The sequence below is a fragment of the Gibbsiella quercinecans genome (genome assembly GCF_002291425.1).
Lineage (GTDB): Bacteria > Pseudomonadota > Gammaproteobacteria > Enterobacterales > Enterobacteriaceae > Gibbsiella > Gibbsiella quercinecans.
Genome location: NZ_CP014136.1, coordinates 1363538 through 1379614 on the forward strand (window position 1 = coordinate 1363538; position 16077 = coordinate 1379614).

Annotated in this window: 13 protein-coding genes and 1 other annotated feature; of the genes, 3 read left to right on the plus strand and 10 right to left on the minus strand. The window is 57.1% G+C overall.

The window, feature by feature from the left end; all coding sequences use genetic code 11:
* The first annotated feature begins 47 nt into the window (after nt 1-47).
* Nucleotides 48-527, plus strand: a complete 480-nt coding sequence (ybaK, locus tag ACN28Q_RS06310; RefSeq protein ID WP_095845559.1) for a Cys-tRNA(Pro)/Cys-tRNA(Cys) deacylase YbaK — start codon at nt 48-50, stop codon at nt 525-527.
* A 54-nt stretch (nt 528-581) separates the two neighbouring features.
* On the opposite strand, the gene ushA is transcribed toward ybaK, so the two are convergent.
* Nucleotides 582-2234 carry a bifunctional UDP-sugar hydrolase/5'-nucleotidase UshA gene (ushA, locus tag ACN28Q_RS06315; protein WP_095845560.1) on the minus strand — a complete coding sequence of 551 codons (1653 nt, stop codon included), beginning with the start codon at nt 2232-2234 and terminating at the stop codon, nt 582-584.
* 178 nt (nt 2235-2412) lie between these two features.
* Here ushA and ACN28Q_RS06320 point away from each other — a divergent pair, with 178 nt between their 5' ends.
* Nucleotides 2413-3633: an MFS transporter gene (locus tag ACN28Q_RS06320; RefSeq protein WP_095845561.1), complete on the plus strand. Its 1221-nt coding sequence runs from the start codon at nt 2413-2415 to the stop codon at nt 3631-3633.
* 250 nt (nt 3634-3883) lie between these two features.
* Entirely contained in the window at nt 3884-5575 is a 1692-nt protein-coding gene (gene ybaL, locus ACN28Q_RS06325) for a YbaL family putative K(+) efflux transporter (protein WP_095845562.1), read from the plus strand.
* A 156-nt stretch (nt 5576-5731) separates the two neighbouring features.
* Here the strand turns inward: ybaL and ACN28Q_RS06330 are convergent, their stop codons facing one another.
* The 9 genes from ACN28Q_RS06330 to dnaX form a co-directional block, all read right to left on the minus strand.
* Nucleotides 5732-7036: an inosine/guanosine kinase gene (locus ACN28Q_RS06330; RefSeq protein WP_095845563.1), complete on the minus strand. Its 1305-nt coding sequence runs from the start codon at nt 7034-7036 to the stop codon at nt 5732-5734.
* A 73-nt stretch (nt 7037-7109) separates the two neighbouring features.
* A complete protein-coding gene (hemH, locus tag ACN28Q_RS06335; protein ID WP_095845564.1) occupies nt 7110-8072 on the minus strand; it encodes a ferrochelatase in 963 nt (320 codons plus the stop codon).
* Nucleotides 8073-8221: 149 nt separating this feature from the next.
* On the minus strand, nt 8222-9370 hold the full coding sequence (locus tag ACN28Q_RS06340) for a glycerate kinase (RefSeq protein WP_095845565.1): 1149 nt from the start codon (nt 9368-9370) through the stop codon (nt 8222-8224).
* A 232-nt stretch (nt 9371-9602) separates the two neighbouring features.
* Nucleotides 9603-10061, minus strand: a complete 459-nt coding sequence (gene tnpA, locus ACN28Q_RS06345) for an IS200/IS605 family transposase (protein ID WP_121572405.1) — start codon at nt 10059-10061, stop codon at nt 9603-9605.
* A 189-nt stretch (nt 10062-10250) separates the two neighbouring features.
* The gene (gene adk / locus ACN28Q_RS06350; RefSeq protein ID WP_095845567.1) at nt 10251-10895 is read right to left on the minus strand and encodes an adenylate kinase; all 645 of its coding nucleotides are present in this window, start codon (nt 10893-10895) and stop codon (nt 10251-10253) included.
* A 175-nt stretch (nt 10896-11070) separates the two neighbouring features.
* Nucleotides 11071-12939 (minus strand): molecular chaperone HtpG, encoded by a 1869-nt coding sequence (htpG, locus tag ACN28Q_RS06355; protein ID WP_165907137.1) that lies wholly within the window; start codon nt 12937-12939, stop codon nt 11071-11073.
* Nucleotides 12940-13134: 195 nt separating this feature from the next.
* The gene (recR, locus tag ACN28Q_RS06360; RefSeq protein ID WP_095845569.1) at nt 13135-13740 is read right to left on the minus strand and encodes a recombination mediator RecR; all 606 of its coding nucleotides are present in this window, start codon (nt 13738-13740) and stop codon (nt 13135-13137) included.
* The gene (locus ACN28Q_RS06365) at nt 13740-14069 is read right to left on the minus strand and encodes a YbaB/EbfC family nucleoid-associated protein (protein ID WP_095845570.1); all 330 of its coding nucleotides are present in this window, start codon (nt 14067-14069) and stop codon (nt 13740-13742) included. The genes recR and ACN28Q_RS06365 overlap by 1 nt, the downstream gene beginning before the upstream one ends.
* Nucleotides 14070-14110: 41 nt before the next feature.
* A complete protein-coding gene (gene dnaX, locus ACN28Q_RS06370) occupies nt 14111-16057 on the minus strand; it encodes a DNA polymerase III subunit gamma/tau (protein ID WP_095845571.1) in 1947 nt (648 codons plus the stop codon).
* Nucleotides 14717-14781, minus strand: a sequence feature (DnaX frameshifting element). (Overlaps the previous gene by 65 nt.)
* Nucleotides 16058-16077 lie beyond the last annotated feature (20 nt).

Below are 16077 nucleotides of genomic sequence, written 5' to 3' on the forward strand. Positions count from 1 at the left end.
CTCCGTGTTGCAACTTGTCCTTCGGGATATATTTGGGAAAACACACTATGACACCCGCAGTTGTCCTGCTTGAAAAACAAAAAGTCGCATTTACTCTCCACACCTATCACCATGACAGCGACGAAACCAACTTTGGTGATGAAGTGGTCAAAAAGCTGGGGCTGAACGCCAACCAGGTTTATAAAACGCTGCTGGTCGCGCTCAATGGCGATGCCAAAAAGCTCGCGGTCGCCGTCACGCCGGTCGCCAGCCAGTTGGATTTAAAGAAAGTCGCCAAGGCGTTAGGCGCTAAAAAGGCGGAGATGGCCGATCCCACGCTGGCGCAGCGCGTCACCGGCTATCTGGTGGGCGGCATCAGCCCGCTTGGGCAAAAGAAACGGCTGCCCACGGTGATCGACAGCCCGGCGCAGCAATTCGCCACCATCTTTGTCTCCGGCGGTAAACGCGGCCTGGACATTGAGCTGGCCGCCAGCGATTTGGGCCGCCTACTGGCCGCTTCATTTGCCGACATTGCCAAACGGGACTAACCCCGGCGCTGGCATAAACCCGGCGCCTGGCAGCGCCGGGTGGCTTTCTTGTGCTTAACGGTAAACGATCTCGCCCTGCGGCGCATAGGCCGCCGCATCCAGCGGTGAGTGTTTTTCAATATACTGCTTGAGCACTTCCGCATCGATAAAACCGGTATTCACGTAGCCCGGCAGTGAATCAATCCGTGGGTAGCCATCGCCCCCCAACGCGATAAAATTCAGCATCGCCATACGATAGGTTTTATCCGCCTGCAAAGGTTCACCGTTGATTTTCACCGCGCTCACGCCCTTGCCGTCGGCGATCAGGCTCACATCGATAAACTGCGCGTAGGCGCCTGAGTCCGGCTTCATGTTGGCCGCTACCGCCAGGTATTTCTCCAGATCGCGGCCTGGCATATCGATATACACCAGCGTGTTGCCAAACGGCTGTACCTTCAGCACATCCTTGTAGGTAATGTCGCCAGCGTCGATGGAATCGCGCACCCCGCCGCCGCTGATGATGGCGAAATCTGCGTTAGCACGCTCTTTCTGGGCCGCCAAAATCAGGTGTGCCAGATTAGTCTGCTCAAAGCGCACTTTGCTGCGGTCCCCTTCCAGCCGGCCGTTAACGTGGCCAATCGTCTGCTTCAACTGCACGGTGCCTTTGTCCTGGAACGGCGTCAGCAGTTTCAACATCCCCGTATCCTGCGGGATCTCGTGGGTGTAATAGGCAAACTGGCTGCCGCCCGCCTGCTCCACCTTTTTCTTCAGGTTGACCGGGATCAGTTGATAATGCACCAGCTTCAGTTCGCCATTGCGGAACTGGAAATCGGCGCGCCCAACGTACTTGCCCCATTCATGCGCCTGAACAATCCAGGTGCCGTTCTGGCGATCCGGCGCGCACGGGGTTCCCGGCACATAGTCCACCTGCTTATGGTTCTCGCTGGCCATGCATACCGGGTTTTGCGAATGGCCGCCGACAATCATATCCAGGTAGCCGGCCGGCAGGCTGCGCGCCATTTCCACGTCCCCCGGCGCATTGGAGCCATGTTGGCCGTTGTCGTAGTGGCCCATATGGGTCGCCGCTATGATCACATCCGGTTTTTCCTGTTCACGCAGCTGTTCCACCACCCGTTTCGCCTCGGCCGCCGGCGCATGGAATTCGATATCGGTAAAATATTCCGGGTTGCCCAGTTTGGCGGTATCGTCCGTCGTCAGCCCGATGACCGCGATTTTCACCCCCTGCTTATCAAACAGCGCATAGGGTTTAAACAGCCGTTGCTGGGTGCTTTTCTGGTAAATATTGGCGGAAAGCAGCGGGAAGCCGGCCCATTTCTCCTGCTGACGCAGCACGCTCAGTGGGTTATCGAACTCATGGTTCCCCAACGCCATGGCGTCGTAGCCGATCAGTTTCATACCGCGGAAATCCGGCTCGGCATCCTGCAAATCAGACTCCGGCACCCCGGTGTTAATATCCCCGCCCGAAAGCAGCAATAGGCTACCGCCCTGCGCCGCAACCTCCTGGCGAATACTGTCAACCAGCGTTTTCTGGGCGCTCAGGCCGTATTCGCCGCGATCGTTTTGCCAAAAGCGGCCGTGATGATCGTTGGTGTGCAGGATCGTGATGTCGTAAGTTTTATCCTTTTCCCAGGCGTTAGCGGCTCCCCAGGGCAGACTTGCCAGGGAAACAGCCAACATACATGCGGTGGTTTTAAGCGAAAAACGCATGGAGGAACTCCGTAAATAATGAATAACAGTTTTTGCGTGCGCGAAATTGTAACGTGAACCAAAGGGATAATTTCAAATTTTTGCGAGGTAAATCAAATTATTTCAGCCATGGTAAAGCCCGAATAATCGACTAATATGTTGCTTACTTAAATTAAAAAACATACCAGGCTAACTATTAATGACCGATCGTAGTGAAAGCAGCGGGCCGCTCGCCCAACGCAGTGCGCTAAAAGGCACTGCCTATTCCATCCTCGGCGCCATCAGCGTTTCACACCTGCTCAACGACATGATCCAATCGCTGATCCTGGCCATTTACCCGATGCTGCAATCGGAATTCAGCCTAAGCTTTGTCCAGATCGGTATGATCACCCTGACCTATCAGTTAACCGCATCGCTGCTGCAGCCGCTCATCGGTTATTACACCGATAAACACCCGCAGCCTTATTCACTGCCCATCGGCATGGGCTTCACGCTCACCGGCCTGCTGCTGATGGCCTTTGCCCAGACCTTCCCGCTGGTACTGCTCGCCGCCGCGCTGGTGGGCACCGGCTCTTCCGTGTTCCACCCTGAATCCTCGCGCGTGGCGCGAATGGCTTCCGGTGGCCGGCATGGGCTTGCACAGTCGTTATTCCAGGTGGGGGGCAACTTTGGCAGCTCGCTCGGCCCGCTGCTGGCCGCCTTGATTATCGCCCCCTATGGCAAAGGCAACGTGGCCTGGTTCTCACTGGCGGCACTGCTGGCGATCGTCGTGCTGCTGCAGGTCAGCAAATGGTACCAACTACAGCAACAGGGCTTTCAGAAAAAAACCATGAGCGCCCGGGTGCTGCAAACGCGGCCGAAACGCACGGTGATTTTTTCTCTCGCTATTCTGCTGTTGCTGATTTTTTCAAAATACTTCTACTTGGCCAGCATCAGCAGCTATTACACCTTTTATCTGATACATAAGTTTGGCGTTTCCGTGCAGAATGCCCAGATACATTTGTTTGCTTTTCTGTTCGCCGTTGCCGCCGGCACCATTATTGGCGGGCCATTAGGGGATCGCTTTGGCCGCAAGTATGTTATTTGGGGCTCGATACTTGGTTCAGCACCGTTTACCCTTGTTTTACCCTATGCATCATTGGAAATGACCGGCGTTTTAACCGTGATTATTGGATTAATCCTTGCATCGGCCTTTTCTGCCATCCTGGTCTATGCTCAGGAGCTGATTCCGGGCCAAGTGGGCATGGTTTCCGGCTTATTCTTCGGTTTTGCCTTCGGCATGGGTGGGTTGGGCGCGGCAGTGCTGGGCTATATTGCTGATTTGGCCGGCATTGATCTGGTCTACCAAATTTGTGCTTTCCTGCCACTGATCGGCATTATCACCGTTTTACTGCCGAATATTGAACACAACGCACAGTAGCCCCGGCGATATTCCCGGCTGAAACGCATAAGCAGGCCGGGTAATCCCCCCGATAAATCAAAGCAATTTTACTTATCTGCTCACAAATCCTCTCTTCATCGATCCGCAGGCAGAATCCTCTGCTTTTTTACAAAAGCTACGCATTTAGCTAAGCAAAGCGCGTATAAATGCAATAAACTAAATGTATCTTTCTGTAATCTCGATTACACGCCGCAAGCCCCCCTGTGATTTATAACGAGAAGGAGTCTGGATGCACCATTCTACACCGCTGATCACAACCATTGTCGGGGGGCTGGTTCTGGCCTTCCTGCTTGGTATGCTGGCAAACCGCCTGCGGATCTCACCGCTGGTGGGCTACCTGGCCGCCGGCGTGCTGGCCGGCCCGTTCACTCCGGGTTTCGTGGCGGATACCTCATTAGCGCCCGAACTGGCGGAAATCGGTGTGATCCTGCTGATGTTTGGTGTTGGCCTGCACTTCTCGCTCAAAGACTTGCTAGCCGTAAAATCCATTGCCATTCCCGGCGCCGTTGCGCAGATTGCCGTCGCCACCCTGCTGGGGATGGGCCTGGCGAAACTGCTCGACTGGGATTTGATTTCCGGCCTGGTGTTCGGGCTGTGCTTGTCCACGGCCAGTACCGTGGTGCTGCTGCGCGCCCTGGAAGAGCGGCAACTGATCGACAGCCAGCGTGGGCAAATCGCCATTGGCTGGCTGATTGTTGAAGATTTGGCCATGGTGCTGACGCTGGTGCTGCTGCCGGCCGTCGGCAACCTGATGGGCAGCGGCAATGCCAGCACCGGCCAGCTGCTGACCGAGCTGGCGGTGACCATCGGGAAAGTGATCGCCTTCATCGCGCTGATGATCGTGGTCGGCCGCCGCCTGGTACCCTGGATCCTGTCAAAAACCGCCAGCACCGGCTCACGCGAGCTGTTTACGCTGGCGGTGCTGGCATTGGCGCTGGGGATTGCCTATGGCGCCGTTGGCCTGTTTGACGTTTCCTTCGCACTCGGGGCGTTCTTCGCCGGCATGGTGCTCAATGAGTCCGAGCTTAGCCACCGTGCCGCACACGATACGCTGCCGCTGCGCGATGCCTTCGCGGTACTGTTTTTTGTTTCTGTCGGCATGCTGTTCGATCCGCTGATTCTGATCCGTGAACCGCTGGCCGTGCTGGCAACGTTAGCGATTATCGTGTTCGGTAAGTCTGCCGCCGCATTCTTGCTGGTGAAACTGTTCGGCCACTCCAAGCGCACTGCGCTGACCATTTCCGCCAGCCTGGCGCAGATCGGTGAATTCGCCTTTATCCTGGCCGGGCTGGGGATTGCGCTGGGGATGATGTCAGAGCACGGCCGCAACCTGGTGCTGGCCGGCGCGATTCTTTCTATCATGCTGAACCCGCTGCTGTTTACCTTGTTGGAGCGCTATCTGGCGAAGAACGAAACCATCGACGAACAGAGTATGGAAGAAGCGGTGGAAGAAGAGAAACAGATCCCGGTCGATATGTGCAACCACGCGCTAATCGTCGGCTATGGCCGCGTGGGCAGCCTGCTTGGCGCCAAACTGGCGGAAGCCGGTATTCCGCTGGTGGTGATTGAGAACTCGCGCCCACGCGTGGAAGCGCTGCGTGAGCAAGGGATCAAGACGGTGCTGGGCAATGCGGCCAATCCCGAGGTGATGGATTTGGCACGGCTGGACTGCGCGCGTTGGCTGCTGCTGACTATCCCCAACGGCTATGAAGCCGGCGAGATTGTCGCGTCCGCCCGCAGCAAACGGCAAAATATCGAGATTATCGCCCGCGCGCACTATGACGATGAGGTGTCTTACATCGCCGAGCGGGGCGCCAACCAAGTGGTGATGGGCGAACGCGAAATTGCCAACAGTATGTTGAATATCCTGAGCCTGGATAGCCTGAGCACGGAAGAACGCACCGCCGGCTGCCCGATTTAAGTCTTGGCCCTCACCCCGGCCCTCTCCCACAGGGAGAGGGAGCGAACCAGCCGGTTATAATAACGAAAACAAGCCGCATCTCGGGCACGTTCTCATAGCTCCCTCTCCCTATGGGAGAGGGTTGGGGTGAGGGAAAAAGAGGGGTTAACGCGGGACTTAACGTTCCCAGTAAGCCTCTTCCAGGCTGTCTTCGCGCTCCGGCAGGCCGCGCGTCAGGCGCGGCGAATGCTGATTCAACACCTGATAGCTCACACGGTTGGCATACTTGCACACCTGCGCCAGCGAGGAATACGTCAGGTAACTGCGTGCATGCTTGCTAGAGTTCGGCACATTGCTGCGGTGATAGCCATTGGCGGCAATATCATGCAACAACGCGGAAAGCGCCCCGTCACCGGCGCCGTTGGTGTTCATGATCTTCTCCGGCCCGCCCATGTACGGCGCAATGTGCGAATAAACACGCAACGGATTTTCACACCGTTCACGACGCATCGCACGGCTAAATTCGTAGCGGTTGAACTCGGCAATCTTGCCCGGCAGCAGCGGGTGCTGCGTTTGCCGTTTGTTGGCCTCTTCGGTATAGCCTGCCATATACAGGCCGTTCGGCCCGGCGGTGCATAGCACCAAATCCACCCACTCCAGCGCCATATCCGCCGCGCTGAGCGGATCGCTCTGGCCGGTCAACGCCAGCGCTTCTTCCTCGTTCATCGCCAGAATAGACACGTTCTCACGCAGGAAATCGCGCCACCACTGCGGGTTATCGGCAATCACATATTTGGTGCCCAGGGTCAGCACCACCGGCACGTCATATTTTTTGGCATATGCCACTGCCTGCTGGGTGGCGGCATGCATCGGCTCGCCGGGTTTACAACGCATCAGATAGGCGGTCAGTACCAGCGCAGACGCGCCGGCGATCACGTCTTCCGGAATGCTTTCCGGCCGCAGTTGGTTCATCATCCCCGGGCTGATGGCAAAGGAACGTTCGCCGCTTTCGCTGATCAGCGTAAAGCAGCGGCCGATCGCACCATCCACGCCCTGCAGGTAGTTAAGATCGGTGCGGCTGGAGGTATTGCACAGGTAGCGGTAGGCATAGCTGCCGATTTTCACGTTGCTGCACATCACGCCAAGCAGGATCGAACGATCGTCAGCCAATACGGAATAGTTATGCAGCGTATTGCCGATAGTGCCGCCGGCAAACTGGTGGGTGATCAGATTGTTGTCGATCAACTCCTGATACAGCGTTTCAGCAACATCATCGTCAATCACCAGAGAATGGCCCAGGCTTAGGCCGTAGCGCTGGATAAACGCATCATCTACCTTTGCTTCGATATCCACCACAATCTGATCGATACCGACGATATAGGAAGTGCTGATTTCATTTTCCGGCTGGGCCTGCTGCAGCAACGGATCGCGGGCGCTGACCGGAAAATAGTGTTTGGATTTACGTTTACCAGGAAATTTCATTTAATGGGCGGTAGTAGCAATTATCGGGCTGCGAATGGTAGCACATTCCAGCCCGATTAATGAATCCAGCGCGTCAGAAACGCTGGGCCACCAGTTGCTGTAGCATATCGATATGTTCAGGATCGTCATTAAGCGCCGAAATATATTCAAATTTCTCCCCGCCGGCCGACAGGAAGATCTCACGGTTCTGTTCTTTGATCTCTTCCAGCGTTTCCAGGCAGTCGGCGGCAAAGCCGGGGCAGATCAATTGAATATGCTTCACGCCCTGTGCCGGCAGTGCTTTGAGCGTTTCGTCCGTATAGGGGGTGAGCCAGGGCTCACGGCCAAAACGTGACTGGAAGGTCATCATTATTCGATCTGCTGGCAGCGATACGTTATCTAACAGAGCGCGCCGCGTTGCTTCACAGCGCAGCGGGTAATCATCCCCCTGGTGCGCATAGCGTTTTGGGATGCCGTGGAACGACAGCACCAGGCGATCCGGTTGCCCATGCTCGGCAAACGCGCGTTCAATGCTGTGCTGCAGCGCGGCGATGTAGGCCGGGTGTTCCGCATAATCGCGGATAAAGCTCACGGCAGGCAGGCGGCGGTAACCTCTAAGGATGTTGGCCACCCCATCCCACACGGCCGCGGTCGTGGAGCAGGAATATTGCGGATAAAGCGGCAGCACCACCATATGGGTCACGCCCTGCGACAGCAGCGAATCGATGGCCTTTTGCAGGCTGGGCGAGCCATAGCTCATGCCCAGCGCAACCGGCGTATTCGGCATACGCTCGGCCAAAGCCTGCTGCTGCCGGCGGCTGTAAACCAGCAATGGTGAGCCTTCTTCCATCCACACCGACTGATACAGCTTCGCCACCCGTGGCGAACGGGTGGGCAGAATGATGCCATTGAGGATCGGCCACCACAGCCAGGGAGAGGTATCAACCACGCGGTTATCACTGAGGAATTGCTTCAAATAGCGCTTTACCGCCTGCGGGGTTGGCGCATCTGGCGTGCCCAGGTTGACCAGCAAAACCCCGTACTTTTCTTGCTTCATCTCAGTTTCCTTCATACCGTTTCAGCTTACCCCCTTTCTGAATCAGGGTGTTAGCAACCGTGATTGGCTGCCATTGTAACGGAAAAGCGGTTAATCGGAACCGATATCAGCAACAGGCATGGCCCATTAACCATGCAGTGCTCACGCCATTAGGCTTGCGCCAAGCGCCATACGGCCGCCACGTTGCGTGCCGTCACCTGCAGATTGTGCGCTGCGTCGGCCAGCGCCTGTTCCAGCGTCACGATGCGGTCAATCACGGAAAACGCCGCGTCGATGCCGTGCTGGTGCACGACCTGGTGGTCCTGGGCCAGGCTCCCGGCGATGCCGATCACCGGCAGGCCATAGCGTTTGGCGACGCGCGCCACACCGATCGGCGTTTTGCCGTGGATCGACTGGCTGTCCAGCCGCCCTTCCCCGGTGATCACCAGATCTGCATCGCGCACGGCGTCTTCCAACCGCAGCGTCTCAATGACAATCTCAATTCCCGGCCGCAGTTGCGCCTGCAACATCCCCAGCAGCGCGGCCCCCATGCCGCCGGCCGCTCCGGCCCCCGGCGTATCCATCACCGCCCGGCCGGTGGTTCGCTCCAGCAATTCGCCGTAGTGGCGCAGCGCCGCATCCAACTGCCGCACCATCTCCGGCGTCGCCCCTTTTTGCGGGCCGAATACCGCAGAGGCGCCTTTTTCACCACACAGCGGATTATCAACATCGCAGGCAACGGTAAAGGCGATCTGTTTCAGGCGGCTGTCCAGCGCAGCCAGATCGATATCCGCCAGTTGCGCCAGCGCCGCGCCGCCCGGCGCCAGGGGCTGGCCTTGTGCATCCAGGAACTTCGCCCCCAGGGCCTGCATCATACCAACGCCGCCGTCATTGGTGGCGCTGCCGCCAATGCCCAGAATGATCGCCTGCACGCCGCGCTCCAGTGCGGCGCGAATCAGTTCACCGGTGCCATAGCTGGTGGTAGCCCGCGGATCGCGCTGGCTGCCGGTGGCTAAATGCAGGCCGGAAGCCGCCGCCATTTCTATCACCGCCGTATTGCCATCGCCCAGCAGGCCGTAAAAAGCCTCAACGGGTTTGCCCAACGGGCCGGTCACGGTGACATTTATTTTCTCGCCGCCGGTGGCGGCCACCATCGCATCCACGGTGCCCTCGCCGCCGTCCGCCATTGGCAGCGCGACATACTGCACGTCAGGGAATATCTCCCTGAAACCACGCTCAATCGCCTGCGCCACTTCCAGCGCGCTCAGGCTCTCTTTGAATGAATCCGGAGCAATGACCACTTTTTTCAGCGTTCTCATCCACATTCCTTATCTTCGCGATGATTGATGCCAAAGATGCCGAGCATCACCAATGCCTAAAGGGTAGCAGTTCCAGCCGCTGGATGGCTGCATAACGCGCGGCCGGCGGCCAACAGGTAAAAAAATAAATATCCTCCGGCATAGCCGGAGGTTTTTCTGATGCGCCTATAAGGCTCTGTTACCAGCCGCGCCCTAACAGGCGCATACGATCTGACATTTGCATCAGACTCCGTTACTTACGGCCCGTAAACGGGCTGCCCGGGTAAGGGAGCGATAACTGCTCGCCCATTTTATCCTCTTCAAGTTGGTGCTTTATGTATTCCTGTATCTTCGCGGTGTTCTTCCCCACCGTGTCTACGTAGTACCCCCGGCACCAGAACTCCCTGTTTCTGTATTTGAATTTCAGATCTCCAAACTGCTCATAAAGCATCAGACTGCTTTTCCCTTTCAGATATCCCATAAAGCCAGATACGCTCATTTTGGGCGGGATTTCCACAAGCATATGGATATGATCTGCGCAGCATTCAGCTTCCAGGATACGTACATTTTTCCACTCACACAGCTTTCTTAAGATACTGCCTATCGCCAGACGTTTCTCTCCGTAGAACGCTTGTCTTCGGTATTTTGGCGCAAAAACTATGTGATATTTACAGTTCCATCGGGTGTGCGCTAAGCTCTTTTCGTCCCCCATTGGGACCCCCTTTTGATTTCTTGTTGAACTTTTGCAGTTGCCAGACCGCAAGATGTTTTAACAAATCAAAAGGGGTTTTAATAACTGGCTTAAAGCTGAAAGCTTTCCGGAACCCCCAGCCTAGCTGGGGGTTTTCCATAGACAAAAAACGCCGGGCAGTTGCCCAGCGTAGTCACGTAAAACCGACAATTAGCCGAGGATTTTCGCCAGTTCGGCGCTAATTTCAGCCACTTTGCGCGTGCCGTCGATTTTATGGTATTCGGTGTTGCCGGCATCGGCTTCTTTACGATAGTAAGACACCAGCGGCGCGGTCATCTGATGATATTCAACCAGGCGCTTACGCACGGTTTCTTCCTGATCGTCTTTACGGGTCGTCAGTTCTTCGCCGGTAACGTCGTCTTTGCCTTCCACCTTCGGCGGATTGAACTTAACGTGGTACACGCGGCCGGAAGGGGCATGCACGCGACGGCCAACGATGCGATCGACAATCAGCTCATCCGGCACGTCGAACTCCAGCACATAATCCACCGCAATGCCGGCGTCTTTCATGGCATCGGCCTGCGGAATGGTGCGTGGGAAACCGTCCAACAGGAAACCGTTGCGGCAGTCAGGCTGTGCAATACGCTCTTTAACCAGCGCGATCACCAGCTCATCGGTCACCAGCTTGCCGGCGTCCATGATCTCTTTCGCCTGTTTGCCCAGTTCGGTGCCGGCCTTTACGGCTGCGCGCAACATATCACCAGTGGAGATTTGCGGAATGCTGTATTTCTCCATGATGAATTGAGCCTGAGTACCTTTACCAGCGCCCGGAGCGCCCAGCAGAATGATACGCATTGCGTAAATCCCCTTGCTTGTAGTTTTTTATAAAATTGAGAAAACGCTAAACCATACCATTTACCGGGGGGGCGGCTCAAGGCGCATGGGATAAATCACAGGCAGGGAATAAAAGGCGCGGCTGGCAGGTGGGAAAAGCGCCCTTAACCGGCGGTTAAGGGCGCCTGGCTTGCTATCAGGCAGACAGCAGTTTATTCATCCGGCGGATAAACTGGTTAGGATCTTCCAGCGTGCCGCGTTCAGCCAGCAGCGCCTGATCCAGCAGCAGATCGATCCATTCAGCGAACTGGTCGTTATCGCCGACGTCAGCAGCGCGTTTAACCAATGCGTGATCCGGGTTCAGCTCAAAAATATACTTCACTTCCGGCGCCTGCTGGCCAGCGGCGGCAAACAGCTTCGCCATTTGGGTGCTCATTTCGTCCGCATCGGTAGTGACGATAGCCGGCGTATCGGTCAGGCGGTGGGTCAGGCGCACGTCTTTCACACGGTCGCCCAGCAGGGTTTTCACGCGTTCGATAAACGGCTCCAGCTGTTTTTCAGCCTCTTTCTGCTCTTCGGTTTCGTCCGCCAGTTTTTCCAGCGACTCATCCGCCTTGCTGATGGACTGGAACGGCTTGCCGTCAAACTCGGTCAGGTAGCTCATCATCCACTCATCGATACGATCGGAGAGCAGCAGCACTTCGATGCCCTTCTTACGCAGCAGCTCCAGGTGCGGGCTGCTTTTCGCGGCGGCATAGCTGTCGGCGGTGATGTAATAGATTTTTTCCTGCCCTTCGGCCATGCGGCTAACGTATTCTTCTAGCGATACCGTCTGCGCGGAGCTATCGTTTTGGGTGGAAGCAAAGCGCAGCAGCTTGGCGATGGTTTCCTTATTCGTCGTATCTTCCGCCGGCCCTTCTTTCAGCACCTGGCCAAACTGCTGCCAGAATTTCTGATAGGCTTCGGCATCGTCTTTCGCCAGTTTTTCCAGCATTTGCAGAACGCGTTTGGTCAGCGCACTGCGCAGGCTCTGGGTCACACGGCTGTCTTGCAGAATTTCACGCGAGACGTTCAGCGGCAGATCGTTGGAGTCTATCAGGCCGCGCACAAAACGCAGGTAGTTCGGCATGAACTGTTCCGCATCGTCCATGATGAACACGCGCTGGACATACAGCTTCAGACCGTGCTTGCTGTCGCGGTTCCACATGTCCCACGGCGCCTGCGCCGGGATATACAGCAGGCTGGTGTATTCCTGCTTGCCTTCCACCCGGTTGTGGCTCCAGCTTAGCGGATCGGTGAAGTCATGGGAGATATGCTTGTAGAACTCTTTGTATTCGTCATCGGTGATATCGGCTTTATTGCGGGTCCACAGCGCCTGGGCCTTGTTGATTTTTTCCCAGGTGGTGGCGCTGTCTTCTTCTTCGCCCTTGGTTTCGATCTCAACCGGCAGCGCGATGTGATCGGAGTATTTGCCGATCACCGAACGCAAGCGCCAGGCATCCAGGAACTCGCTTTCGTCAGCGCGCAGGTGCAGGGTAATTTCGGTGCCGCGATCTTCTTTGGTAATGTCGGCGATGGTGTAGTCGCCTTCACCGGCGGATTCCCAGAATACGCCCTCATCCGCCGCCGCGCCTGCCGCACGGGTGCGCACGGTAACTTTATCCGCAACGATGAACGCCGAGTAGAAGCCCACGCCGAACTGGCCAATCAACTGGCTGTCTTTAGCCTGATCGGAACCGATGGACTCCAGGAAAGCTTTAGTGCCTGATTTGGCGATGGTGCCAAGGTTTTCGATCACTTCGTCGCGGCTCATCCCGATGCCGTTATCGGAAATGGTCAGTGTGCTTTTGTCTTTATCAACGGACAGACGGACACGCAGATCGCCATCACCTTCATACAGCTCCGGCACGGAAAGCGCGCGGAAACGCAGCTTATCGGCGGCGTCGGATGCGTTGGAGATCAGCTCGCGCAGAAAAATTTCTTTGTTGGAGTACAGCGAATGGATCATTAAATGAAGCAGCTGTTTAACTTCAGACTGGAACCCGCGTGTTTCTTGACCTTTCATACTCATTGATTACCTCAAAGACAATTGCAACCAAAACCAAACAATGCACATTAGGTGGGGATAGGGGCGTGGTTTTTCAAGCGGCTGGCGGGAAATTTTTGCAGAGAATGAAGGACTACGGCGGCAAACTCGGGCGGTGAAAACATGGGTGGGCGCAACCGCAGGCAGCCCCACCACACGCCCGCCGAGGGGGAATCAGAACTTAATGGCGTGGCGGCCCGCCAATGAATGCGACAGCGTGGTGCCGTCAACCATCTCCAGCTCACCGCCCACCGGTACGCCATGGGCGATTCGGCTAGCCATCACACCGTACTGGCCGCACATTTCGGCAATGTAGTTGGCGGTGGCCTCGCCCTCTACCGTTGGGTTGGTGGCCAGTATCACCTCGGTGATAGTTTCCTGCTCCAGGCGCTGTTCCAGGCGGTCCAGGCCAATATCCCCCGGCCCGATGCCGTCCAGCGGCGACAGATGCCCCATCAGCACGAAGTAGCGCCCGGCAAATTGCCCGGTCTGCTCAATGGCGTGGATATCCGCTGGGCTTTCCACAACGCAAATCTGGCCGTTTTGCTGGCGGCGCGGATTGGTACAGATAGTACACACATCCTGCTCGGTGAAGGTGCGGCAATCGGCGCAGTGGCCGATCTCCGACATGGCGCGCGTCAGCGCCTGCGCCAGGCGCATCCCCCCGCTGCGATCGCGCTGCAGCAGGTGGAAAGCCATACGCTGCGCCGATTTCGGGCCAACGCCCGGCAGGCAGCGCAACGCCTCCATTAATGATTCAAGGAGCGGGCTGGTTTGCATCAGAATGGCATCTTAAAGCCAGGCGGCAATTGCATACCGTTGGAAACCGACGCCATTTTTTCTTTCTGGGTTTCTTCAATACGGCGCGCGGCATCGTTAAACGCAGCGGCGATCAGATCTTCCAGCATGTCTTTGTCGTCTTCCAGCAGGCTGGGATCGATTTCCACGCGGCGGCAGTTGTGCGCGCCGTTGATGGTTACTTTCACCAAGCCAGCGCCAGATTCGCCAGTTACTTCCAACTTGGCGATTTCTTCCTGCATCTGCTGCATTTTTTCCTGCATTTGCTGGGCTTGCTTCATCAGATTGCCCAGACCGCCTTTACCAAACATAGTCATCTCTCATCGCATGGGCCGCGCATTGTGCACAGCGGTTAAATGGGGCGAATACTCTCTTCGTCCAGATCCGCGTCGAAAAACCGGCGCAGCGTCTGCACGTTGGTATCCGCAATGATCGCCTGGCGCGCCTGCGCCAGCTTTTCTTCATAAATGGCTTGCCGCCACTCCAGCGGAGTGCGCTGCGCCAGATTATCATCTTCCACTACGTTGAGCTCAACCGGGCTGCCGTGCAGCTCGCTGAGCGCCTCCGCCAACGTTTTCTGCGCCGAAGGCGAATTCAGATGGCGCTGCGACGGCCGCAGGTGGAGACAAATTTTGCCGGGTTCCAACTGTTCTTTAAAGGCGTTCAACGCCAACTGCTGGACCAGTTTTGGGATTTTCAGCTTATCGATTTCCGCAGCCCAGGGATCGCGTTCAAGCGATTCAACCACCAGCTTCGCCGCAAGCTCCGGCGTTTTTTCATGCTCCAGCGCCGTACGCAAGGCCTTTGGCGTTGCCAGCGGTTCAGGCTCGGCTTCCGGCGCTTTATTCTGGGCACGCCAGCGGTAGGCTTCCGGCTTGGCCGGTTTTTCCTTGACGATCCGCTCGGCCTGGCGCTGTTGGCTGCGTTCAGTGACAGAAGCAAGCCGTTCCAACGCAGAATTCGCCGGCCGCGCGCTTGATGGCGCCGCCGGTTCAGCCTTTTTTGGCGGGGATGCCCCCTGTTGCCGCAGCAACTGGGTGCGCGCTTTCAGCAACTGCGCGGTGGCATCCGGTAAACTTGCCGCGGGCGCATCAGCGGGCCCGGCCGGCGCATTGTGCTGCGTTGGCGGCGCGGGCTGCTGCAACGACTGCCCTTGTGGCTGCGCCATCGGCGGCGGGCTTTGCACCGGCGCGACCGACTCCGGGATCACGGCCTTGGGATGAAACGCCAACGCGCGCAGCAGCGTCATCTCAACGCCCATGCGGCGATCCGGCGCGAACGCCAGCTCTTTGCGCCCCACCAGCAGCGTTTGATAATACAGTTGTACATCGGCCGGCGGCAGCGTGCGCGCCAGCTCCCGCAGCCGCTGCTCGATCGCCGCATAGTGGTTATCCAGCGTCGATGGCAGCAGTTGCACCATGGCGATGCGGTGCAATAACGCCAGCGTATCGACCAGCAGGTTTTCCCAATCAACGCCGCGCGATGCGGCCTGCGCAACCTGGGCCATCATTTTCTCGCCGTCCGCGCTGACCAGCGCTTCCAGGATCGCCAGCGGTTGTTCATCATCCAGCGTGCCGAGCATTTGGCTGACGGTGGCGGTCGTGACCTGGCCCTGCCCCATCGCGATGGCCTGATCGGCCAGGCTAAGCGCATCGCGCATGCTACCGTCGGCGGCCCGCGCCAGCAGTTGCAGCGCCCGGGCATCGCTGGTGATGTGCTCGGCCTGCAACACCGTTTCCAACTGGTTGCGGATCTGATCTACATCCAGCGCTTTTAGGTGGAACTGCAGGCAACGCGACAGAATGGTGACCGGCAGCTTTTGCGGATCGGTGGTTGCCAGCAAGAATTTAACGTGCGCGGGGGGTTCTTCCAGCGTTTTCAACAGCGCGTTGAAGCTATGGCGCGAAAGCATGTGCACTTCATCGATCAAATAGACCTTGAAGCGGCCGCGCGCCGGCGCATACTGCACGTTATCAAGCAGTTCGCGGGTATCTTCTACCTTAGTACGCGACGCCGCATCGATCTCGATCAGATCAACAAAGCGCCCCTGTTCGATCTCGCGGCAATTATCGCATTGCCCGCACGGGGTGGCGGTAATGCCGGTTTCGCAATTCAGGCCTTTCGCCAACAGGCGTGCAATGGTGGTTTTCCCCACCCCACGGGTGCCCGAAAACAGATAGGCGTGATGAATCCGCCCAAGTTTTAGGCCATTAGCCAACGCTGTCAGGACGTGTTCCTGTCCGACAACATCTGCAAACGTTTGAGGGCGCCACTTACGGGCAAGAACCTGATAGCTCATTAATACCGGAGATGTCGAGT